Origin of the sequence: Pseudarthrobacter sp. CC4, assembly GCF_048957775.1 — a bacterium.
Taxonomy (GTDB): Bacteria; Actinomycetota; Actinomycetes; order Actinomycetales; family Micrococcaceae; genus Arthrobacter.
Genome location: NZ_JARCCZ010000026.1, coordinates 16521 through 37801, shown reverse-complemented (window position 1 = coordinate 37801; position 21281 = coordinate 16521). Strand labels below are relative to the sequence as shown.

At 65.7% G+C, this 21281-nt stretch carries 21 protein-coding genes, 1 tRNA gene and 1 pseudogene; 12 read left to right on the top strand and 11 right to left on the bottom strand.

Annotation, left to right across the window (positions count from 1 at the left end):
• Nucleotides 1–22 precede the first annotated feature (22 nt).
• Nucleotides 23–970 carry a DUF6454 family protein gene (locus tag PV768_RS17365; protein WP_421093686.1) on the bottom strand — a complete coding sequence of 316 codons (948 nt, stop codon included), beginning with the start codon at nt 968–970 and terminating at the stop codon, nt 23–25.
• Between the two features lie 124 nt (nt 971–1094).
• On the opposite strand from PV768_RS17365, the gene PV768_RS17360 reads away from it, so the two are divergent.
• A complete protein-coding gene (locus tag PV768_RS17360; protein WP_421093685.1) occupies nt 1095–1667 on the top strand; it encodes a DNA/RNA non-specific endonuclease in 573 nt (190 codons plus the stop codon).
• Here the strand turns inward: PV768_RS17360 and PV768_RS17355 are convergent.
• Nucleotides 1664–2230: a hypothetical protein gene (locus tag PV768_RS17355; RefSeq protein ID WP_157239124.1), complete on the bottom strand. Its 567-nt coding sequence runs from the start codon at nt 2228–2230 to the stop codon at nt 1664–1666. The genes PV768_RS17360 and PV768_RS17355 overlap by 4 nt on opposite strands.
• A gap of 200 nt (nt 2231–2430) precedes the next feature.
• Here PV768_RS17355 and PV768_RS17350 point away from each other — a divergent pair.
• A pseudogene (locus tag PV768_RS17350) lies at nt 2431–2529 on the top strand (integrase core domain-containing protein); the annotation flags it as partial.
• A gap of 375 nt (nt 2530–2904) precedes the next feature.
• On the opposite strand, the gene PV768_RS17345 reads toward PV768_RS17350, so the two are convergent.
• Together PV768_RS17345 and PV768_RS17340 are read right to left on the bottom strand one after the other, a co-directional pair.
• Nucleotides 2905–3078 carry a CsbD family protein gene (locus PV768_RS17345; protein WP_321215362.1) on the bottom strand — a complete coding sequence of 58 codons (174 nt, stop codon included), beginning with the start codon at nt 3076–3078 and terminating at the stop codon, nt 2905–2907.
• Between the two features lie 107 nt (nt 3079–3185).
• Complete coding sequence (locus PV768_RS17340; protein ID WP_421093684.1) at nt 3186–4874, bottom strand: phosphodiester glycosidase family protein; 1689 nt, start codon at nt 4872–4874, stop codon at nt 3186–3188.
• 351 nt (nt 4875–5225) lie between these two features.
• Here PV768_RS17340 and PV768_RS17335 point away from each other — a divergent pair, with 351 nt between their 5' ends.
• Nucleotides 5226–6761: an alkaline phosphatase D family protein gene (locus tag PV768_RS17335; protein ID WP_421093683.1), complete on the top strand. Its 1536-nt coding sequence runs from the start codon at nt 5226–5228 to the stop codon at nt 6759–6761.
• Nucleotides 6762–7048: 287 nt separating this feature from the next.
• Here the strand turns inward: PV768_RS17335 and PV768_RS17330 are convergent.
• The 4 genes from PV768_RS17330 to tmk all read right to left on the bottom strand — a co-directional run bounded on the left by PV768_RS17330 (nt 7049) and on the right by tmk (nt 10645).
• Nucleotides 7049–7121 (bottom strand) — tRNA-Thr (locus tag PV768_RS17330).
• Between the two features lie 104 nt (nt 7122–7225).
• Nucleotides 7226–8791 carry an alpha/beta hydrolase gene (locus PV768_RS17325; RefSeq protein ID WP_157239115.1) on the bottom strand — a complete coding sequence of 522 codons (1566 nt, stop codon included), beginning with the start codon at nt 8789–8791 and terminating at the stop codon, nt 7226–7228.
• A gap of 16 nt (nt 8792–8807) precedes the next feature.
• On the bottom strand, nt 8808–9950 hold the full coding sequence (locus tag PV768_RS17320) for a DNA polymerase III subunit delta' (protein ID WP_421093682.1): 1143 nt from the start codon (nt 9948–9950) through the stop codon (nt 8808–8810).
• Nucleotides 9947–10645, bottom strand: a complete 699-nt coding sequence (gene tmk, locus PV768_RS17315) for a dTMP kinase (protein ID WP_321215366.1) — start codon at nt 10643–10645, stop codon at nt 9947–9949. The genes PV768_RS17320 and tmk overlap by 4 nt, the downstream gene beginning before the upstream one ends.
• Nucleotides 10646–10761: 116 nt before the next feature.
• Here tmk and PV768_RS17310 point away from each other — a divergent pair, with 116 nt between their 5' ends.
• On the top strand, nt 10762–11964 hold the full coding sequence (locus PV768_RS17310; RefSeq protein ID WP_421093681.1) for a trans-sulfuration enzyme family protein: 1203 nt from the start codon (nt 10762–10764) through the stop codon (nt 11962–11964).
• 10 nt (nt 11965–11974) lie between these two features.
• Nucleotides 11975–12334: a DUF2516 family protein gene (locus tag PV768_RS17305; protein WP_321215368.1), complete on the top strand. Its 360-nt coding sequence runs from the start codon at nt 11975–11977 to the stop codon at nt 12332–12334.
• Between the two features lie 29 nt (nt 12335–12363).
• Here the strand turns inward: PV768_RS17305 and PV768_RS17300 are convergent, their stop codons facing one another.
• Nucleotides 12364–13221, bottom strand: a complete 858-nt coding sequence (locus tag PV768_RS17300) for a class I SAM-dependent methyltransferase (protein WP_421093680.1) — start codon at nt 13219–13221, stop codon at nt 12364–12366.
• A gap of 96 nt (nt 13222–13317) precedes the next feature.
• Here PV768_RS17300 and PV768_RS17295 point away from each other — a divergent pair, with 96 nt between their 5' ends.
• Nucleotides 13318–14064 carry a phosphoglyceromutase gene (locus tag PV768_RS17295; RefSeq protein ID WP_104996822.1) on the top strand — a complete coding sequence of 249 codons (747 nt, stop codon included), beginning with the start codon at nt 13318–13320 and terminating at the stop codon, nt 14062–14064.
• A 70-nt stretch (nt 14065–14134) separates the two neighbouring features.
• On the opposite strand, the gene phoU is transcribed toward PV768_RS17295, so the two are convergent.
• Nucleotides 14135–14797 (bottom strand): phosphate signaling complex protein PhoU, encoded by a 663-nt coding sequence (gene phoU, locus PV768_RS17290; protein WP_321215370.1) that lies wholly within the window; start codon nt 14795–14797, stop codon nt 14135–14137.
• A 206-nt stretch (nt 14798–15003) separates the two neighbouring features.
• Here phoU and PV768_RS17285 point away from each other — a divergent pair, with 206 nt between their 5' ends.
• On the top strand, nt 15004–16248 hold the full coding sequence (locus PV768_RS17285) for a sensor histidine kinase (protein WP_157242698.1): 1245 nt from the start codon (nt 15004–15006) through the stop codon (nt 16246–16248).
• Nucleotides 16245–16925, top strand: a complete 681-nt coding sequence (locus PV768_RS17280) for a response regulator transcription factor (protein WP_050056313.1) — start codon at nt 16245–16247, stop codon at nt 16923–16925. The genes PV768_RS17285 and PV768_RS17280 overlap by 4 nt, the downstream gene beginning before the upstream one ends.
• A gap of 91 nt (nt 16926–17016) precedes the next feature.
• On the opposite strand, the gene PV768_RS17275 is transcribed toward PV768_RS17280, so the two are convergent.
• Nucleotides 17017–17565, bottom strand: coding sequence for a hypothetical protein (locus PV768_RS17275; protein ID WP_157242697.1), 549 nt, complete (start codon nt 17563–17565; stop codon nt 17017–17019).
• Nucleotides 17566–17838: 273 nt separating this feature from the next.
• Here PV768_RS17275 and PV768_RS17270 point away from each other — a divergent pair, with 273 nt between their 5' ends.
• From PV768_RS17270 to cysS, 4 genes are all read left to right on the top strand, one after another.
• Nucleotides 17839–18321, top strand: a complete 483-nt coding sequence (locus PV768_RS17270; RefSeq protein WP_011690592.1) for a CarD family transcriptional regulator — start codon at nt 17839–17841, stop codon at nt 18319–18321.
• Nucleotides 18322–18440: 119 nt separating this feature from the next.
• Entirely contained in the window at nt 18441–19223 is a 783-nt protein-coding gene (gene ispD / locus PV768_RS17265) for a 2-C-methyl-D-erythritol 4-phosphate cytidylyltransferase (RefSeq protein WP_421093679.1), read from the top strand.
• 2 nt (nt 19224–19225) lie between these two features.
• Nucleotides 19226–19741, top strand: a complete 516-nt coding sequence (gene ispF / locus PV768_RS17260; protein ID WP_157239110.1) for a 2-C-methyl-D-erythritol 2,4-cyclodiphosphate synthase — start codon at nt 19226–19228, stop codon at nt 19739–19741.
• A gap of 9 nt (nt 19742–19750) precedes the next feature.
• On the top strand, nt 19751–21226 hold the full coding sequence (gene cysS, locus PV768_RS17255) for a cysteine--tRNA ligase (RefSeq protein WP_421093678.1): 1476 nt from the start codon (nt 19751–19753) through the stop codon (nt 21224–21226).
• The last annotated feature ends 55 nt before the right edge of the window (nt 21227–21281 follow it).

The window sequence follows — 21281 nt, the reverse complement described above, 5'->3', positions numbered from 1 at the left end:
CGCAGCCATGATTCCTGCTGGCTCAGGGGCGGGCCTCGAACACGAAGAGTTCAGTGCCGGCGGCTTCCTCGCCGTCATCGGGGGCGGCGAACAGGCGCAGAACACCGCCATCAGATTCCAAGGCAACGGGGTTGCGGGTCATGGAGTGTCCGGCGGTGGAGAACTTCTGGAAGGGAACCTCGTGGATGATGGTTCCGTCTGCAAGGTCGGTCAGGGCGACGCCGCCGAGCTCGAACGGTTTCCCGTCAGCAGTCTTCAGGCCGGTAACGCCCGAGCAGAGCTGGTGGCCGGCACCGGCGTACTCGCAGTCCTGGTAGTCAATGAAGTGGCTGGGGTTTGCCTGCGTCCCCAGGAGCGCGCCTTGGCTGTTCCAGGTGAACAGCTTCCGTGAACCCCAGCTGACGCCACTGATTCGGTTGGTCTTGCGGTCGGCGACGACCCCTCCAACGTGGTCCGCTTCGCGGAACTGCTCCGTGACCTGGTAGGTGTCAGGGTCGATAGTGTAGACGATTGAGCTGCTGTTCGGCCGGTATTCGGCGACGGGAACCCAGACGTTCTCGCCGTCGAAGTCGGTGCCGCCCGGGTGGTAGATCGTGTCCTCGCCCAGGACGATGTCTTTGAGCAGCTTTCCCTGCCGGTCGAGGACGAAGACGTGGCCACGGCCCTTGCCGGTTGTGCGGTCGTAGCCGTCAACGGGCGAAGGGTAGCGCACTGTCGGTTCGAGGATCTCGACGCTGCTGAGGAAGATTTTGTCGCCCACCAGCGACATGCCCTGCGGGTGGAAGGTCGGGAAGTCCAGCTTGAGCTTCTGGACCTGTTCCCACTGGGTGTTGCGGTCCACCTTGGTGAAGGCCTCGGCTTCTGCCGTGAGGCCCTTGGGGGCCTGCCCGTTGGTGGCAACAGCGGAGGTTCCGGCTGCCAGGGTGGCCGCGGCGACGGCCGCAATGGCCAGGACTCGCTTCATCTTCATGTCTGCTCCAGGTGCGTGTTGGGGGTGCCCGGTGGGGCCGGGCGCGATCAAACGTAGGCGCCCGGGATGGCGCGGCAGACAACGGCAGGTGTCGGGGGGATGAAGCCGGCGGCCAGCGCGGGGGATGCCCCGGGGATTTCAGCTGCCTGTTGCCCTACACCCACTTCTCGGTGCGGATGCGATTGGACAAGCGCCTCGCTGCCGTGACCGGGCTTGGAAGGCGGCAAAGTTCAACCAGGGCCTGGAACTGTGGCTCGGGATGGAGTCCTACCTGCTGGATCATGCAGCCGGGCACCGGAGGAGGATCGTGGTCTTCACGGGTCCGATCTTCAGCGACGTCGACCCGGTTTACCGCGGAGTGGACATCCCGTTGCGATTTTTCAAGGTTGCAGCCTTTATCCATGAAGGTGAACTGGCGGCCACCGGTTACGTTGTGGACCAGACTCCGCAAGTGGCGGAATTGCCGGAGGTGCCGCGTCCCGGCGCACTCGACGGCACCCCGCCCCTGGGCCCGTTCGGTACCTTCCAGGCACCGATCCGTGACATCGCCGAATTGACGGGGCTGGATTTGGAGCAGTTGGCCGCCGTTGATCGAATGCCGATCGCAGCGACGCTCGGAGCAGCCGCCGTTGGATCAACCTGGCGGGAACTGGCGGCAATGGAAGACCTGGATCTTGACTTCGACCTCGAGTTCTAAAAAGCTGCAGCGCGCCCAACAGCGGAACGGCAAAGGTCGTTCAGGTAGTCGGCCAAGGCAACAGGTTCCTGGCCGGGGCCTGCAATCATCAGCTCCCCGTGCCGCGTCAGGACCATTGCATCGCCACGGGGTTCCTCGCCCATCCTTACGGCGAGGATGAACTGTTCGTAGCGGTCGGCCAGGCTCGGGCAGCTGACGGGCAGTAGCCTGTGTGCGCCGCGGATGACCTGAACCGGGTGGTTGCGGACCATGCGGCCGGAGCCGTCCACCACCACCTCCGCCACCGCCGTGTTGGAAGCAGCGGCCTTTAAGGGGTGGTCTTGTTCGAGGCTGCCCAGAATGTAGGCGGGTGCCCATTGGCGCCCATGCGGATCGCTGACCGGTACTGGCGTCCTTCCGGCGACCCGGAGCGTGGCCACAACACCACCCACAAGCTCGGCAAAACGGGGTTCAAACCGCATCCGCAGATCCGGGCCCGGTGCTGGCAGCAAGTCGGCCAGGGAAGGGGCCGTGGCTGTGTTTCGGTGGAATGCGCGTCCGGGAAAGCCTGCGGGAATAGCCATGCCGGTCTCCTGTCCGAGGCCCCTCTGCCGGAGCCTTCACACCAGAATGCGGCGAATGCCTGCCGGCTGTAAAGCATCTGCGCGGATCCAGGCAGGACGAAAGCCATAAAAGCAAGGGAGGGAAGCCGGGGAACTGCCCAGCAAACCCGCCTGACGATTAAACGAGCGAAAAACACCCAGAAACTTTGGTTTCTAGGTGTAAACACCGCAAGACTCGCCCCTACCGGCCACAGACCAATGGCAAAGTAGAACGCTTCAACCGCACCCTCACCACGGAATGGGCCTACGCCCGGGAGCACTGACCGGCTTCAGGAATGGGCTGCACGCTTCCCTGGGGAAAACGTCCGGGACTGAGCTGTCCTGCTGATCAGGGGCGTTTCAGCCACTGAGCGTAAGGCTCGCCGCTGCCTCGCCGTCAGCTGTTTGGGCTTCGGCGTGGGCTGCGTGTCTGACTTCAGCCCGAGGCGGGCGCCGGGCTTTGGCCAGGGCGATCAACAAAGTCTGGATCGTGACCATCCAGGTAAGCCCGGTGAGGAAAACCAGGGCGATCGCCGCTAACGGGTGCATGGCGAAGTCTAGGACGGCATGACCGGATACTCTGGTGCAACTCAGCAACACCTGGGCACGAAAAAGGTGCGCCCCGTTCGCTGAGCGCACCCTTCTCGTAAAAGCGGTTAGTCTTTGAAGGCGTCCTTGACCTTTTCGCCGGCCTGCTTCACATCGCCTTTGGCCTGGTCTGCCTGGCCTTCAGCCCGCAGGCTGTCATCGCCGGTGGCGTTGCCCGCAGCTTCCTTGCCCTTGCCGCCGGCTTTCTCGGCAGCGTTCTCAATCTTGTCGCCTAGTCCCATGGTGTTTCCTCCTCTGGTTGGCAGCCGTTCGCATTCGGCTGCACCCATACTAAGCATGCTGATGATCTGGTTGGCAAGCCAAAGAAGTCATGCTTGCCTGTGCGCCGTTAGCCTTTTCGGCCCGGCAGCAGCAGGAGCGCGTCGCCGACCGGGCGTTCGCCGGCGGCGTCCGAGGGGGAGTTCACGACCTGGCCGTTCTGGACCATGGTGGTTGATCCGCCGCCGTCGAGGTTGATGGCGTTGACCATGCCCAGGGAGCGGGCGACGTCGGCGGATTCCTTGATGCTCAAGCCCAGGCTGGTGGTCTGGCGTCCGTCGGCGGTTACCAGCAGGGTGCGGCCCTGGGCGTCAGTGCCGGCGATGGTGCGGGGGTTGCGCTTGTGGACCCAGCCGTAGAAGAAGCTGTTGCTGTCGTTGGTGCGGACCATGCCGTCACGCTTGGCGGTGACGTTGAGCTGGCCGTTTTCGACGAGGGTCGGGCCGCCGTTGACCACGTCCGTGGTGGCCCCGGTCTTCAGCGTCTTGCCGCTCTCGTCGAGCAGGTCCGTGTCGATTTTCAGCTTGGCGCCGGGCACTGCCAGGGCGGCGAGCTTGTCCGCGTCCGCCCCGATGGCCTGCAGAGCCTGCCCGCCGGCCGGGAGGGTGGTGCCGCGGGCGTGGTTGACGGCCGTGACGGTGCCGTGGGCGTCGAGGATGACTTCGAGTCCCGGCCCTGACGGGGTGGGGCCGAACTCGGGGGTGATCGCTACGATTTCGTCCGCGTCCGTGCAGGTGAAGTCGTGCAGCGGCAGGTTGGTGGGGGTATCGTCGGTGCCGCCGCAGTTGCGGATGAGACCCGGCACGCGGTTGATTCCGTCCAGGGGCAGGGATCCCGTGTTGGCGGCGCCCGTGACCGTGCCGTGCCAGTGCAGCCGCTGGACGGAGCTGCTGTTCTCGTCGAGGACCAGGGAGGGACGGTCTCCGACGGGTTCGCTGAGGACCTTGCCGTCGTGGACTGCTGCGCCTGCGGGATCACCGGGGGCGCCTGCCGCCGGGTCCATAACGAAGTAGCCGCCGTTGATTGCCGCAAGTGCGCCGGCGCCGGCAGCGAGTGAGCTGGTGGTTTCGCGGTCCTGGAGGTTCGGACCGAACGAAGAGGTGAGGTCGCCGCGGAATTCCTTCGGGTCAATGGTGAGCACCTCCAGCTTCCAGGGCCCGCGGTCGTCCTCGCTGGAGCCGGCGTCGCCGTCCCAGCCGGTGTAGATGACCGAGGACTTGTAGCCTGCCGCCTTGATCTGGTCGACGGTGGCGGCCCCGTCAGCCTTGGCCGCGAACTGTCCGGCGCGGACCCGGTAGCCAAGGTCACCGCCGGCGTCGGCCAGCTGGGGTGACTGGACGTGCTCGACCCGGGCTGTGACGCCGGCCGCGGTGAGCCTGTCAGCGACCATCTGGGCCTGCGCCTGGGAGGACAGCGCCGAGGAGGGCGCGTCAGGGTCCGGTGAGGTGGACGGGACAGCCACTTCGGCGGTCCAGAAGAAGTCCGGGTTCGGGGTGCCCCGGGTGATGGAGGTGCGGGTCAGGCCCGGGGCCAGTGTGGTCACGTTCCGGGTCTCGGGAAGGTCCGGCGCGCCGAGGTCAAGGTGACCGGGCTGCGATGGTGCAGAACTCTGCTGATCCTGCGTCGGAGCCAGGGGCGCCGCGGTGGAAGCGCCGGCCGGGGCAAGGAAGGCAAGGGGAAGGGACGCGGCCAGCGCGGTGACGGCCGCACGGCGGTGCCGGGCCGTCGTGAGGACGCGGCGGGTGGTTGAGGAGCTCATTGTGGGGCCTCTTAAGGTTGGGGTCTCAACAGGAGCTTTCAAGTTACTGATCGGTAATTAACCGGATGTGGCTGGGAGGTTAACTGGGGATGCGGGTATGGATCGCCCCGACGCGACAGACGGCCGACGACACGGGGCAACCCGGAATAGCCGCATGGCAACCTGAAGATTTACGGCTTCTTTGGGAGATTGTGTTTTGGGCCCGCTCGGAGGAGATGGCGAGTCCCCGCCCTCACGATCGCTGCCCTGCGGCTCCGGCAACGTTTGAAGCATGTTAACTCCCGGTTCATCGCCCCCTTGATTCCCCTTGACTGAATGGACCGGACATCGCCCAGACCCTCAGGAGACATTGTGTCCCTTTCTCGTGCAACTTCCCGCCGTCGCTTCCTCACCTTGAGCGGGGGAGCGGCTGCGACAGCAGCCATTTACGGGTTCTCCACCGCCCCGGCATGGGCGGAGCCTCGCTTCCCGCAGAATCCGTTCACCCTGGGAGTCGCCTCGGGCGACCCCACCCCGGACGGCATCGTCCTGTGGACGCGGCTGGCACCGGAACCGCAGGCAGCTGACGGGCTCGGCGGAATGCCGCCGTATCAGCTCGAAGTGATCTGGCAGGTCGCAACCGACCCGGAGTTCCGCACTGTGGTCAAAGCAGGAAGTGAGTCGGCCACACCGGAACTTGCCCACTCCGTTCACGCCGAGGTCGTGGGACTGAACCCATCGTCTGACTACTGGTTCCGCTTCCGTGTCGGCAACGAGGAAAGCCCGGTCGGGCACACCCGCACGGCGCCGGCGGCCGGGTCGGATCCGGGCAAGATCACCTTCGGCCTGGCCTCCTGCCAGTCCTGGGCCGGAGGCCGCTACGCCGCCTACCGCACAATGGCTCAGGAGGACCTTGACCTGGTCGTGCACGTGGGGGACTACACCTACGAGGGCAAAACCCACGAAAGCCTGGCCGACTTTCGAAACAACCATGCCAAGTACAAGAGCTCCCCTGACCTGCAGGCCGCGCACGCCAGGTTCCCCTTCGTCGTCACCTTCGACGACCACGAAGTTGAGAACAACTGGGCCGCGGGCGTGTCCCAACCGGACAACGAGGCCTCCAACGAACCCCAGCGGTTCCTCCAGCTGCGCGCCAACGCTTTCCAGGCCTATTACGAGCATCTTCCGTTGCGCCGCCCGCAGCGGCCCACCGGCCCGGACATGGTCCTGTACCGCGGCCTGGACTACGGCAACCTGGCAAGGTTCCACGTCCTGGACACCCGCCAATACCGCTCCGACCAGCTGACCGAGAACTTCCCCGGCGGCCCGCAGCACCCCGACGTCTATGACCCCTCACGCACCCTGATGGGTGACGCGCAGGAGCATTGGCTCTTCCAAGGGCTCGCGTCCTCCCCGGCACGCTGGAATGTCATCGCCCAGCAGACGATGATGGCCCAGTACGACTACGACCCGTCCGAGGTGTTGTCCGTGAACCACGACCAGTGGGACGGCTACGTCGTCTCACGCAACAGGCTCACCAACTTCATCAACCAGCAGAACCCTGCCAACCCCGTGATCCTGAGTGGTGACTGGCACGCTGCCTTCGTCAACGACGTCCTCCTCGATTTCGCTGATCCGGCCTCGAAAGTCGTCACTACCGAGTTCGTCGGGACCTCCATCAGCTCCGGTTGCGGCTGGGCCCAGTCCATCAAGAACGCCCTGCCCAACAACCCGCACACCCGTTACATCAACCCGGATAAGCGGGGCTGGACCCGCTGCACCGTCACCCCGGACGAGTTCCGCAGCGATTACCTCACCGTGGCCTCAGCCGCAGACACTACGTCTCCGGCTGTCGTGGACGCGTCCTTCGTGGTCAGCAATGGACGACCAGGGGCCCAGCGAGCCTGAGCGCCCGGAGCGCGGGGCAGGTACTTCAGGGCTGCCCCGCTCGTCTGCCGGCTCAGCGCGTTTCATTGCCTGATCGCTACGATGACGGGGTCACTGTTGAGTCGAAGCGGAAGCGCCACGAATACGCAGCTGAGTTCGGCGGGCTACGTACTGGTGCCGGAACCCAGATGGCTGCCCGGCAGCAAAGTGTGCCATAAGTGTGCCCTGCCCTCGAACGGTGCCAACCGCTTAACCAGCGAAAAACCCCGGAAACCCCCGAAAACAGGGGCTGTCCGGAGTTTATCCCGAGCTTCCTATCAGAATCGAACTGATGACCTTTTCATTACGAGTGAAACGCTCTACCGACTGAGCTAAGGAAGCACCGCATGATCCTCCGGCGTAACCGGGCGCCTCATGCAAGAGTCAACTGTAATAGAGTCCCCGCGCCCGGGTCAAAATGGACGGCCGGGGAGCTGCTGGGGCCTTCAGCACACCGTGTTGTCGGTGGGAACCTTTCCGCTGACAAGGTAGGCGTCAACCGCATCCTCGATGCAGGCGTTGGACCGGCCGTAGGCGGTGTGGCCTTCGCCTTTCCAGGTCATAAGTGCCGCATTGCCCAACTGCTTGCGCAGCGATGACGCCCATTCCACCGGCGTGGCAGGGTCCCCGGTGGTGCCGATCACCACGATGGTGGACCCGCCGTCGTATTCCACCGGGGCGGGCGTGCGCACGTTCGGGTACGGCCAATCGACGCAGTTGGTGCCGCCATAGGCAAAGAAATACCCGAAGGTGGGGGAGTCCTGCATCAGGCGCTGCTGTTCGGCACGCATTCCGGCGGTGTCGGACACCATGGGGTAGTCAAGGCAGTTGATGGCGTTGAACGCAAAGGTCGAGTTGGACGTGTAGGTCCCGTTGGGTGAGCGGTCTGCGCCGAGGTCCGCGAGCCGCAGCATAAGGCTTACATCCCCGGTCATTGCCGCGTCCAAAGCCTGGGTCAGGGCGGGCCAGCTCTGGTCGTTGTACAGCGGCGTGATGAGGCCGCTCACGAACGTGGTGGCATTGACTACACGGCCGTCCTTTGCCGTGCGCGGAGTCTGCTGGACGGCGGCGATCAGGTCCCGGATCTGCTGGACGCCCGCCTCCACGTCTCCGCTCAGCGGACATCCGTCCTGGCCCTGGCAACTGGCTACATAGGCCCGAATGGCCTTTTCGAAGGCGCGGGCCTGGCCGCTGGTCAGCTCCTCATTGCTGATGGACGGATCCAGGGCACCGTCGAGGACCATCCGGCCCACATTGTCAGGGAAGAGCGAAGCGTACGTGGATCCCAGGAACGTGCCGTAGGAGTACCCGAGGTAGTTGAGCTTTGCATCATTGACCACGGCCCGGAGGATGTCCAGGTCCTTCGCGGAGCTGACGGTGTCGATGTGCGCCAGCACCGGGCCGGTTTGCTCCCCGCACTGGGTGGCAATCGCTTTGTTGTCCGCCAGGGCGGCAGCAAGTCCGGCATCCGTTTCGAGGTCGTAGACCTTCGCCCTGGCTGCGTCCCGTTCCGCGTCCGTCATGCAGGTCACGGGGGCGGACCGCTTCACGCCCCGGGGGTCGAAGCCCACGACGTCGAACGAATCACGAACAGCCTGGGAGAAATGGGTTCCAGCGGCATCCTTGACGAAGTCATAGCCGGAGGCGCCGGGACCGCCCGGATTGACCAGGAGGCTCCCGGCCTTTTCCCCCGTGCTCGAAGCCCTCAGCGCTGCGAGCTGGATCGTCCCGCCGTCGGGATTGCCGTAGTCCATGGGCACTGTCACCTTGGTGCACTGGAACTCGCCCTCGCACGGCTCCCAGACGACTTCCTGGGAATAGAACTTCTCCAGCCCGGCGGGAGCAGACGCAACGATCGATGGGTCGGCCTTGGCGGTGGCAGCCTCCTGGCTGCGGTCGCCGCCACTGAGGAGGCTGCAGGACGCCAGAACCATGGCAAGAACCATGGCCCCAAGTGCGCGGAAGCCAAGCGCCACGGGTCGCGGCCGTGCGGGCAGGGGGCGGGCAGTCATCGGTCTCCTTGAAGGACTAGATCAGGCTGGCTGCCATGGACTCAATGGTCAACAGCGGTGCAACGTTCGTGGTGGTGATGCGTTCGCGGGCTTTGTTGATGGCATCCATCCGGGCAAGAGTGGATTCCGGCGTGGAGCGGCTGGCGAAATCCTCCAATTCGCTCCTCAACTCAACGTTTACCAGTTCCACAGCATTCCCGAACTGGATGATCAGCACATCCCGGTAAAAGGAGAGGAGATCGGTCAGCGTCCGGTCAAGGGAGTCCGTGATGGACCGCTTGGCCCGGCGCTTCTGGTCTTCCTCCAGCTGCTTGACCTGGCTGCGCATGGCAGGCGGGAGCGTCCCGGACTCGGGTGCGCCCAGTGTTGCCAGCAAGGCGGCCTTCTCCGCAGCGTCCCGTTCTTCGTTGGAACTGTTGGCCTCCGCTGTGGCGATCTTGACGAGTTTGTCTGCCATCATCACGGCAGCCGTAACCCCCCGCAGGCCAAGCGGAAACCGCACTGTTTCCAGCCGGCGTTCCCTGGCCGCAGGATCACGGGCGAGGCGGCGGGCGATGCCCACGTGGCTTTGAGCCGCCCGCGCGGCGCGCTCCGCGAGGGCCGGATCCACTCCGTCGCGGTTGACCAGCAGGGCGGCGACGTCCGCAGCCGGCGGCAACCGCAACGCCACGCTGCGGCAGCGCGACCGGATAGTCACCAGGACGTCGGCCGGGGACGGTGCGCACAGCATCCACACAGTCCGGGGAGTTGGCTCCTCGATGGCCTTGAGCAGGACGTTCGTGGTGCGCTCGGCCATGCGGTCCGCATCCTCCACCACGATGATCCGCCACCGGCCGGCCGAGGGCCGGTTCCCGGCAGTGGCCACCAGTTCACGGGCTTCGTCAATGGTGATCGTGACCTTCTCGGTGCGGACGAAAGTGACGTCCGAATGGGTCTCGCCCAGGATGGTCAGGCACGCCGCGCAGCGCCCGCAGCCCCGCAGGCTGACGTCCTCCTGGTCGCAGTTCAGTGCTGCGGCAAACGCCTTGGCCGCATTGGAACGCCCGGAACCCGGCGGGCCGGTGAAAAGCCACGCATGCGTCAGTCCCTCGCCGCTGGAGGCCTGCCGCAGCTGTTCGACGACGGCGGGCTGGCCCCGAAGGTCGTCCCACACCGTCACGGGGCGCCCCCGACCGCCGTGGCCCGGGCCTGGGGTGCGCCCGCCGGTGTTTCGTCCTGTTCGGCCAGCAGGGTATCCACCCGCTCGAGGATCCGGGCGGAAAGCCTGCTGACGGAGTCATGGGCGGGCAGCACGAGGTAGGACTCCGGACGGCGCTGCGCCAGCTCCAGGAAGGCCTCACGGATCCGGAGGTGGAACTCGTCAGCTTCGGACTCCAGACGGTCCTCCGCCGTCTCGCCGGCCGTGCGGCGGCGGCGGCCCACCGCTGGATCAACGTCCAGCAGGACGGTGAGATGGGGCTGCAGGCCGGACGTGGCCCACTCGTTGAGGGACCGTACGGCGTCTTCGCCCAAGGCACGTCCTGCCCCCTGGTATGCCACCGACGAATCGATGTACCGGTCCGTCAGGACTATGTCGCCGCGTTCAAGCGCAGGCCGAATGACTTGGCTTGCGTGGGCTGCCCGGGAAGCGGCAAAAATCAGGGCTTCCGTGTGCGCATCAATCTCACCGTGTCCGTGGTCCAGCACAAGGGAGCGCAGTTTCTCGCCGACGGGGGTTCCGCCCGGCTCGCGGGTCAGCAGGACGGTCAGGCCACGGGATTCGAGGGCTTCGGCAAGGCGCGCAGCCTGCGTGGACTTGCCCGCGCCGTCGCCGCCTTCGAACGCGATGAAAAGACCGGCCCTCTGTTTGCTCACCACCCAAGCCTACCGACCCCCGCTGGCAATTCCCGATTCAGCTGTGGATTCCCGCGGGGGCCACGAGGCGGGTAACGGCTTTCCGGGCCGTCCCCGGCGGACAGTACGCTGTCACCATGAGTCTTTCCGAACAGCAGGCGGCGGCCCTGTCAGCCGAGACGGTTGTGGTTGCGGCCGGGCGTCCCCCACGGGAACGGGACCAGCCGGTCAATCAGCCGATCGTCCTTTCCTCCACATACTTCGGCACCGGGGCACTCGGCGACGGCGACCGCGGCTACGGCAGGTATTCCAATCCCACCTGGGACCCCTTCGAAGAGGCGCTCGGCCAGCTGGAGGGCTCAGAACTGCCGGGACTCCTCTATGCGTCAGGACTCGCGGCCGTCAGCTCGGCGCTCTCCCTGGTCCCTGCCGGGGGAGTGCTGGTAATGCCCACGCACAGCTACTCCGGGTCGCTGGTCATGGCCGCTGAGCTCGCCCAGAAGGGCTTCATCGAGCTCCGGACAGTGGACATTGCGGATACTGCCGCCGTGAAGGAGGCCCTTGCTCCCCGCGGCCCCGCTGCGGGGCCGCACGCCCGGCCGGCGGCGATGCTGTGGCTCGAAAGCCCCACCAACCCCATGCTCGGCATTGCGGATGTCTCCGTCCTGGCCGACGCCGCCCACGCCGTCGGGGCCATCGTCGTTACGGACAATACTTTCTCCACACCCCTGGTGCAGCAGCCCCTGCTGCTCGGATCCGACGTCGTCCTGCACTCGGTGACCAAGTACCTCGCGGGCCATTCCGACGTCGTCCTTGGCGCCCTGGTCACCTCCAACCCGGACATCCGGTCCGCGCTGCTCCATCACCGGATTATCCACGGCGCCATTGCGGGGCCCTTCGAAGCGTGGCTGGCCCTGCGCGGCCTGCGGACGCTGGCGCTGCGGATAGAACGGTCCCAGGCTTCTGCAATGGTCCTGGCGGAGCGGCTTGGCGACCACCCCGCGGTCGAGACTGTCCGGTTCCCCGGCCTGTCCGCGGATCCCGGCCACGAACGCGCCAAGGCGCAGATGAAGGGCTTCGGGTCCATCATCTGTATCCAGGTACGCCCGGGCGCGGGAATGAGCGGCGCTGACGCCGCCGACAAACTGGTTGGCGCCGTCCAGCTGTGGCTGCCTGCCACATCGCTGGGAGGTGTGGAGTCGCTCATCGAACGCCGACGGCGGCACACCGCTGAGCCGGCCAGCGTCCCGGAGAACCTGGTGCGGCTCAGTGTGGGAATCGAGAACGTTGAGGATCTCTGGGCCGATGTGAAGCAGGCGCTGGACTCGCTGGACGGCTAGGCTTGGGCTTGTGGACGTTGAACTCGTTATCATCCAGCCCGTTGAGAAGGCCCTGTTCTTTATCCTTGCCCTGGTTTCGCTGGGGCTGGAGCTCTGGGCCGTGGCGGACTGCGCCCGGCACCGTGCAAACGCGTTCGAGGCCACGGGCAAGCGGACCAAGACCTTCTGGCTGGCACTGACCGGCGGCGCGGCCCTGATCGGCGCCCTTTCGTTGTACAGCGGTGGTGGCGGCGCATTCTTCGGAACCTTCGGGCTGTTCGGGCTCGCCGCCGTCGTTGCTGCGTCGGTTTACCTGGCTGACGTACGGCCGGCCGTGAAGGATGCGGGCAGGGGCGGCAGCCGCAACACGGGGCCCTACGGCCCCTGGTGAATTAGCCGGGGTGAATTGGCCGGCGTGAATTAGCCGGCGCCCCCGCCGGCCAAGGGTGCCACGGCATCCCAGTCCACGGTGAGCTCCCCGAGCCGCCACCGCGAAGGCCCGTCATGGACTGGCCAGCCCGTGTCCCGCAGGCTCCTGCACATGCCTTGCCAGCGCTGCCTGTTCCCGAAGGTCGCCAGCGGCGCGCACTCGAGCCAGGCCCGGTCCATGGCCTGCATGAGGGCGTGCACCGGTTCGCCCGGAACGTTGCGGTGAATCAGCGCCTTGGGCAGCCTTTCGGCAACGTCGGAGGGAAGGAGGAAGCTGCCGAACCTGACGGAGATGCTCAGGGATAGCGGCCGCTCCGCATCCAGTGCCACCCACGTGACCCGCCGCCCGATCTCGTCGCAGGTGCCGTCGATGAACAGGCCGTCGGGAGCCAGCCGGTCCTGCACCAGCCGCCAGATTCCGGCCACGTCCGCTTCCTCGTACTGCCGCAGGACGTTGAACGCACGCACCAGGGCCGGTTTGCCGGGCACGGGCAGTTCGAAGCCGCCCACACGGAAGCTGAGCCCGGGCCGCTCCAGGGGGATCGCCGCGCGGACCCGTTCCGGTTCGATTTCGATTCCAAAGACCTGCACGTTCCGGCGGACGGCAGAAAGCCGTTCATAAAGCTCGACGGCGGTGGCCGGCGCAGCGCCGTAGCCCAGGTCCACCACCAGGGGATCCGCGGCATTCCGGAGCCGCCAGGCCTGCGGTCCCGTCAGCCAGCGGTCCACCCGGCGCATCCGGTTAGGGTTGGTGGTGCCGCGGGTGATGTTGCCAACCGGCCTGCCGGGCCTGCCGGTATTCCTGCCCAAAATCTGGGGGGCGGTCACCCGTTCAGCCTTTTGCACCACCGCCCAACCTTATCCCTGAAGCAATAGGTGACACCTAACCGGGCGACGCATGTAACGCTGGGCGGGCGGCAACACTGCTCGGCTAGGATGAAAATCATGACTTACAAGCTGATCCTGCTGCGCCACGGCCACAGCGAATGGAACGCCAAGAACCTGTTCACCGGCTGGGTGGACGTTGACCTTAACGACCAGGGCCGCGAGGAGGCAGCACGCGGCGGGGAGCTGCTGGTTGAGAATAACGTTCTCCCGGACATCCTGTACACGTCGCTGCTGAAGCGTGCCATCAACACCGCGAACATCGCCCTGGACAAGGCCGACCGCGGCTGGATCCCGGTGAAGCGCGACTGGCGGCTGAACGAACGCCACTACGGCGCGCTGCAGGGCAAGGACAAGGCGCAGACCCTTGCCGAGTACGGCGAGGAGCAGTTCATGGAATGGCGCCGCTCCTATGACACCCCGCCGCCGCCCCTGGATGACAACTCCGAGTTCTCCCAGGCGCACGATCCCCGCTATGCAGACCTCGGAGACGCCCTTCCGCGCACCGAGTGCCTGAAGGATGTCCTGGTCCGGCTCCTGCCGTACTGGGAATCGGACATCAAGGAAGACCTCAAGGCCGGCAAGACCGTCCTGGTCACGGCCCACGGAAACTCCCTGCGCGCACTGGTCAAGCACCTGGACGGCATCAGCGACGAAGCCATCGCCGGCCTGAACATTCCCACCGGCATCCCGCTGGTGTACGACCTCGACGAAAACTTCCAGCCGATCAAGCCCGGCGGAACCTACCTTGATCCGGAAGCCGCGGAACAGGCCATCCTCGCAGTCGCCAATCAGGGCAAGAAGTAAGCAGTACGTACGACGGCGGGCCGGTCACTTCACGTGACCGGCCCGCCGTCGTTATTCCGCAGCGTTGACGTCAGCTGTGTTCGGTCCCGGTAGGCTGCCACGCGCCGGTCACCAAATAGGTGACCTTCTGGGCGACGGAGACACCGTGGTCCGCGAAGCGTTCAAAGTACCGGCTCGCGAGTGCGACGTCCACCGTGGTTGCCGGCGACTCGGCCCACTCAGGTGCCGCGATGGCCTTGAACACGCTGAGGTGGAGATCGTTGATGGCGGTGTTCGCCTTCAGGATGTCCCGGGCAACCTCAAGGTCCCGGGTTTCCAGCAGGACCGTCAACTTGTTCGCAATTTCTTTGTCCAGCTCGGCCATGCGCTTGAACGTGCCGGTCATGGATTCGGGGATGACGGTAGACGGGAAGCGCAGGCGTGCCAGCTGGGCGATGTGCCGTGCAAGGTCTCCCATGCGCTCGAGGGAAGCGCTCATCCGCAGCGATCCGACGATCATCCGGAGGTCGCTCGCCACGGGCCCCTGCAGGGCCAGGATGTCGATTGCCCGTTCATCCAGGCTGTTCTGCAGGAAGTCGATGCGGGCATCCGCAGCGATGACGTCCTGCGCAAGGTCTACGTCCGCCACCTCGAAGGAGGTGGTGGCTTTGTCCATGGCCTCGCTGACCAGCCGGGAGATCTCCACCAGCTGGTCACCGACCTGGGTGAGCTCTTCCTGAAAAACCTTACGCACGTAGGCGTCCTTTCCTTGTAACTCCCGCCGGTCCCGGTCCGGGCAGCAGGAATCGCGTCGCCGTTCGGCACTCCAACTACCTAGAATGCCAAAGTTCGGTAAACGGTTAAGCCCTTGCAGGTGAACGTTAGTTGAACCGTCCGGCCAAGGGGCCGGGACGCGCCGATATGCCTTCACCTACAGCATAAGGTGGAGCTGTGGATCCTATGCTTATCGGCCTGGTGGCCGGCCTTATCGGCCTGGCGCTCGGTACGTTCGGCGTGCTCGCTTTCCGGGTCAGCGAGAAACAGCGGCAATTGCTGGACGTGGACGCCGGGGAGCTCGCCCTGCCGGCGGGCGCCGCGGAGGTGCTTGCCGTCGTCGGACGCGCCTTTGTGGTGGTGGACGCGGTGGACGGTGTGGTCCGTGCCAACCCGGCCGCCTATGCCTACGGCCTGGTCCGCGGCCACACGGTGGTCCACAAGGAACTGCTGGACATGACGGCCGGGGTCCGCCGCGATGGCGTCATCCTGGAAAGGCAGCTGGAACTTCCCCGCGGCCCGCTCGGCCAGGGAACCATCATCGTCCAGGTCCGGGCGGCAATGCTCGGGGAGGAATACATCCTGCTGCTTGCGGACGACCGCACCGAGATCACCAGGACAGAAGAGATCCGGAACGACTTCGTAGCCAACGTTTCCCACGAGCTGAAGACGCCGGTGGGCGCCATCTCCCTGCTGGCCGAAGCCCTGGAATCCTCGGCAGACGACGAACTGGCCGTCCGGCGCTTCGCCAAGCGAATGCACAAGGAATCCGGCCGGCTCGCCGCATTGGTGCAGGACATCATCGAGCTCTCCCGGCTGCAGGGCGCAAGCGTCACCCAGCAGGGCCGCCCGGTTGACGTCAATGCGGTCATAGCCGAGGCCGTGGACCGGTCCCAGCTCCCCGCGGAGAGCAAGAATATCCGCATTGTGGTGGGTGGCCGGACCGACGCGAAGGTCTTCGGGGACCAGGACCTGCTGGTGACCGCCCTGCGCAACCTGATCGATAACGCCATCAGGTACTCCCCGGAGAACACCCGGGTAGGGATCGGTGTGCGCAGCAGGGAAGGGCTGGTTTCCATTTCCGTTACGGACCAGGGCGAGGGACTCAGCCCCGAGGACCAGGAGCGCGTCTTTGAACGCTTCTACCGGGTGGATTCGGCCCGGTCCCGCCATACCGGCGGGACAGGCCTTGGCCTGAGCATCGTCAAGCACGTCGCGTCCAACCACGGCGGCGAAGTGACCCTCTGGTCCCAGCCCGGGCAGGGCTCCACGTTCACCCTCCGGCTTCCCGAGATGGAGGGCCAGGAGGGCGGGGAAGAAACACCTCCGGCCGCTGCCCCCGCCCGGGCGGGGACCGCAGGGTCCGAAAAGCCAACTGTTACCCAAGTACCCGGCGCCGCAGGCGCCACCGAACGAGGAGCAAACGCTTGAGCAGGATCTTGATTGTCGAGGATGAGGAGTCGTTCAGCGATCCGTTGTCCTACTTGCTGGGCAAGGAAGGTTTCGAGGTGGAGGTCGTGGACAACGGCCTGGACGCCATCACCGAGTTCGACCGGAACGGGGCGGACCTGGTGCTGCTGGATTTGCAGCTGCCCGGGCTCTCCGGCACGGAAGTGTGCCGCCAGCTCCGCCAGCGGTCCAGCGTCCCGGTAATCATGTTGACGGCCAAGGACGCGGAGATCGACAAGGTAGTGGGACTGGAACTTGGCGCGGACGACTACGTCACCAAGCCCTACTCCTCCCGCGAACTGGTGGCCAGGGTCAGGGCGGTGTTGCGGCGCCAGGGCGAGCCGGAGGAACTCATTTCTTCCACCGTGCAGGCCGGGCCTGTCCGGATGGATATTGAACGGCATGTGGTCAGCGTTGGCGGCGAGCAGGTGCTGCTGCCCCTGAAGGAGTTCGAGCTCCTCGAAATGCTCCTGCGCAATTCAGGCCGGGTGCTGACCCGCGGCCAGCTCATCGATCGGGTCTGGGGCTCTGACTATGTCGGTGACACCAAGACCCTCGACGTCCACGTGAAGCGGCTTCGCGGAAAGATCGAGCCGGACCCGTCAGCGCCGCGGTACCTGGTCACCGTGCGGGGGCTTGGCTATAAGTTCGAGCCCTAGAAAGGGTCGCCCGGCGACAGGCATGCAAAAGGAGGGGCCCTCCGGCCCCTCCTTTTGCATGCCTGTCCTGCAGTGGGCTCAGCCCGCAGCCTTAGTGGCCGGTCCCGCCTGCGCTTTCCGAAGCGGACGGCGACGGCGTGGCCGATGTGCTCGGCGAGGGCGTGCTGCCGGCCGGCAGGTACTCCTTGTACTCAGGCAGCGTTGCATCCAGGACGGGGACCTTCACCGTGTTGCTCACGTTGGTTCCGTCCTCGGTGATCTTGACGTCCACGAGGGAGCCCGGGATTCCTCCGGTGGTGCTGAGGATGGCTTCGTCCGAGCTGTCGTTCAGCAGCGTGTAGGAGTTCGCCTTGACCGGCACCTCGGTCTGTGAGCCCTTTGCGCCGTTGACCGTGAGCGTCACGTCCTGCGAAGAGGAGTTGTAGACGGCGCCGATCAGGCGGCCCGGCTGGTCCTCGCCGGAGGAAATGATCAGGATATTGCGCAGCTGGATCGGGCCGAGGTCGGTGACGATGCCGTCCGATGCAGCGTACCGTTCGCTGGTCTGCTGGGGCGTGATGTAACCGCAGCCGGCGGTCAGCAGGCCCACGCCAAGGGCGCCTGCCGTCAGTGCCAGTTTGCCGCGCTGGGCCCGGGTCATCGCAGTGAAACGCACGTCGCGTACTCCTCAAAGAGTCTTGAAACATTAATCACGCATAGCCTATCCGCAAAGCACGCCAAACGAGGATTCGGAGCTGTCACATCGGCCTTCCCCAGGACCCCGCACATGCACTATTATCCGCGTTCGTCAAGGGGGTGAAAGGGGCCGATTTGGCCCGTTTTCCGCGTATTTCTGCGGTTCGGCGCCCTCTTCCGGGCCGGTCATATGCCTGAATCGTGATAAACTGGTCAGCGGGAAAGGGGAAATGTCCACATGGTATTTGAGGTCGGCGAGACAGTAGTTTACCCTCACCACGGTGCTGCGAAGATTGAAGAAATCAAGATGCGCACCATCAAGGGCGAAGAGAAGATGTATCTCAAGCTCAAGGTGGCTCAGGGTGATCTGACCATTGAAGTTCCAGCAGAGAACGTTGACCTTGTTGGGGTTCGGGACGTAGTGGGCAAGGAAGGCCTGGAGCACGTGTTTGATGTGCTTCGCGCCGAGTTCACCGAAGAACCCACCAACTGGTCACGCAGGTACAAGGCAAATCTGGAGAAGCTTGCTTCCGGTGACGTCATCAAGGTTGCAGAGGTCGTCCGCGACCTGTGGCGCCGGGATCACGACCGGGGCCTTTCCGCAGGCGAGAAGCGAATGCTGGCCAAGGCCCGGCAGATTCTGATTTCAGAACTGGCGCTGGCTGAAAAGACCGACGAAGAGAAGGCTGCAAGCGTTCTCGACGAGGTCCTGGCTTCCTAAGAATTGAACCCCGGGGGCACCCACGTGCCGCCGGGGCTTCTTTTTGCCCAAAAACAGGCCGCGGGCATTCCTCCCGAGGTGTTCAGGCGCCGGCCCTGCAGGGACGTAGGCTAGTCCGCATGAGCGAAACACGCACCCGCCTGGTCACCGCAGTGATCCTGGTGGCAGCAGGTACGGGGCAAAGGCTGGGTTACGGCATGCCCAAGGCGGCGGTCCCCCTGGGCGGCGAGCCCATCCTGATGCATGCCCTGCGCGGCATTGTCGCATCCGGAGCGGGCAGCCAGGTGTGCGTTACGCTGCCCCCGGGAGACGACGCCCTCCGCAGCCTGTGCGAGGACTTCCGGCAGGAACTGGCCGACGGCGGCCCGCTTCTTTCCATTGTCGACGGCGGCAGCACCCGCGCGGATTCCGTCCGGGCCGGCATGGCAGCCCTGATGGACGGCATAGAAGCGGTGCTGGTGCACGACGCCGCGCGCGCCCTCACCCCCGAGTCCGTCTTCCACCGCGTGACGGACGCCTTGGCCGCGGGGGCCGCGGCAGTCATACCTGCCGTAGCGGTAGTGGACACTGTCAAGACGGTAGCGGCCACCACTGGCCCGGACAGCGAACTGGCCCCGGAGGTTGTCACCGGGACCGCGCCCCGCGAGGAACTGCGCGCGGTGCAGACGCCGCAGGGCTTCCAACTCAACACCCTGCTGAAGGCCCACGAAGCCGCGCGGGCCCTGGGCCCGAAAGAGTCCGACGCCGTCACCGATGACGCAATGCTCGTCGAAATGCTCGGCATCCCCGTCCACGTGGTCCGGGGGTCCACCCAGTCCCTAAAAATCACCACTCCGTTGGACCTGATCCTCGCCGAGGGGCTCCTTGAGGGCCCGCTGGGCGCACGCTGGGTGGAAGGCTAGGAATGGGACCTGCGGACATGGTCATCCCCCGAACCGGAATCGGGCTGGACGTTCACGCCTACGCCACGGAGGACCAGCCCCGCCCGCTGTGGCTGGGCGGACTCCTGTGGCCGGGTGAACGCGGCCTGGCCGGGCACTCCGACGGCGATCCGGTGGCCCATGCCGCCGCCGATGCGCTGTTTTCCGCCGCCGGGATAGGAGATTTGGGCACGCACTTCGGTACGGACCGGCCGGAATTTGCCGGCGCCTCCGGCGTCGCATTGCTGGCCGAGGCTGCGCGGATCGTCCGGGCTGCCGGGTTTGAGATTGGCAACGTTGCTGTCCAGTTCGTCGCCAACCGGCCCAAGTTCGGCCCGCGGCGGGAGGAATCCCAACAGGTCCTCAGTGATGCCGCGGACGCGCCCGTCAGCGTTACCGCCACCACCAGCGACCACCTCGGGTTCACCGGCCGTGGTGAAGGCATCTCCGCGGTGGCCACCGCACTGGTCTACCCGAGGCCGCACCTTCCCATCAGCTAATCTGGAGCGGTGACCCTGCGCTTCTATGACACTGCCTCCGCCGAAGTCCGGAACTTCGTGCCCATCGTCGAGGGCAAAGCCAGCCTCTACTACTGCGGGGCCACCGTGCAGGGCATGCCCCACGTTGGCCACATCCGCTCGGCCATTGCGTTTGACCAGCTCACCCGTTGGCTGGCCTACCGCGGGTTCCGGGTCACGGTGGTAAGGAACGTCACGGACATCGACGACAAGATCCTGGCCAAGTCCGAGGCCTCCTTCGCGCCGGGGTTCACCCCGGAACCCGGGGAAGTGCCCGAGGAAGAGTGGTGGGCGCTTGCTTACCGCTACGAGCAGGAATTCCTCAAGGCCTACGACACGCTTGGCGTTTCCCGGCCAACGTACGAGCCCCGCGCCACCGGCCACATCCCCGAAATGCACGCCCTCATCCAGCAGCTGATCGACCGCGGGCACGCCTATCCTGCCCCCGACGACTCCGGTGACGTCTACTTTGACGTGCGTTCCTGGAGCAAGTACGGCGCACTGACCCGGCAGAACATCGATGACATGCAGGCAGCCCCGGACGTCGAACCCCAGTTCAGCAACAGGAAGAAGGACCCGCGCGACTTCGCCCTGTGGAAGGGGTCCAAAGAAGGAGAGCCGACGACGGCGAGCTGGGCTTCCCCGTGGGGTGCGGGCCGCCCGGGCTGGCACTTGGAATGCTCCGCCATGGTCACCAAGTACCTCGGCTCCGAATTCGATATCCACGGCGGCGGCCTGGACCTCCGGTTCCCGCACCACGAAAACGAGCTCGCCCAGTCGCAGGCGGCCGGCCACGCGTTCGCCAACTTCTGGATGCACAACGGCATGGTCACCTACGAGGGCGAAAAAATGTCCAAGTCCATTGGCAACACCGTCAGTCCTGCCGAGATGCTGGAACTGGCGTCCCCCCGGGTGGTCCGCTACTACCTTGGCCAGGCCCACTACCGCTCAGTGCTGGACTACCGTCCCACGTCCCTCCAGGAGGCCGCCGCCGCCGTCGAACGCATTGATGGTTTCATTGCCAAGGCGACCGCCCGGTTCGGTACCGGCTCCGGCACAGCTTCCGGCCACCAGGGCTCCTCCGCGGAAACCTTGCGCACCTTCACCGAAGCCATGGACGACGACCTGAACGTCCCGCGTGCGCTGGCCGCCCTGCATGAGGCGGTCCGGGCCGGCAACACCGCCCTTGCCGAAGGCGATGACCCCGCGGCCCGTCTCGCGTTGAACACGGTGGCAGTCATGACCGACGTCCTCGGGCTGAATGCCGTGGCAGGTGCCGATGCCGGCAACACCAAGGACAAGGCCGCCCTGGACGTCCTGGTGCAGGCCCAGCTGGAAGCCCGTGCCGCGGCAAGGGCGGAGAAGAACTGGGCGGCCTCGGATGCCATCCGTGACACCCTCTCCGCTGCCGGCATCCTGGTGGAGGACGGCCCGGACGGGGCAACCTGGAGCCTGAAGCGCGACTGACCGGCGCGTTTCCCGAAGCGGCCGTCCCCCTTAGCAGCCGATTTTTCTTCGATCA

Coding starts and splice junctions, on each gene's coding strand:
- PV768_RS17365 (WP_421093686.1), bottom strand. CDS start 970: ATGAAGATGAAGCGAGTCCTGGCCATTGCGGCCGTCGCCGCGGCCACC.
- PV768_RS17360 (WP_421093685.1), top strand. CDS start 1,095: ATGCCCCGGGGATTTCAGCTGCCTGTTGCCCTACACCCACTTCTCGGT.
- PV768_RS17355 (WP_157239124.1), bottom strand. CDS start 2,230: ATGGCTATTCCCGCAGGCTTTCCCGGACGCGCATTCCACCGAAACACA.
- PV768_RS17345 (WP_321215362.1), bottom strand. CDS start 3,078: ATGGGACTAGGCGACAAGATTGAGAACGCTGCCGAGAAAGCCGGCGGC.
- PV768_RS17340 (WP_421093684.1), bottom strand. CDS start 4,874: ATGAGCTCCTCAACCACCCGCCGCGTCCTCACGACGGCCCGGCACCGC.
- PV768_RS17325 (WP_157239115.1), bottom strand. CDS start 8,791: ATGACTGCCCGCCCCCTGCCCGCACGGCCGCGACCCGTGGCGCTTGGC.
- PV768_RS17310 (WP_421093681.1), top strand. CDS start 10,762: ATGAGTCTTTCCGAACAGCAGGCGGCGGCCCTGTCAGCCGAGACGGTT.
- PV768_RS17295 (WP_104996822.1), top strand. CDS start 13,318: ATGACTTACAAGCTGATCCTGCTGCGCCACGGCCACAGCGAATGGAAC.
- PV768_RS17285 (WP_157242698.1), top strand. CDS start 15,004: ATGCTTATCGGCCTGGTGGCCGGCCTTATCGGCCTGGCGCTCGGTACG.
- PV768_RS17275 (WP_157242697.1), bottom strand. CDS start 17,565: ATGACCCGGGCCCAGCGCGGCAAACTGGCACTGACGGCAGGCGCCCTT.
- PV768_RS17270 (WP_011690592.1), top strand. CDS start 17,839: ATGGTATTTGAGGTCGGCGAGACAGTAGTTTACCCTCACCACGGTGCT.
- ispD (WP_421093679.1), top strand. CDS start 18,441: ATGAGCGAAACACGCACCCGCCTGGTCACCGCAGTGATCCTGGTGGCA.
- ispF (WP_157239110.1), top strand. CDS start 19,226: ATGGGACCTGCGGACATGGTCATCCCCCGAACCGGAATCGGGCTGGAC.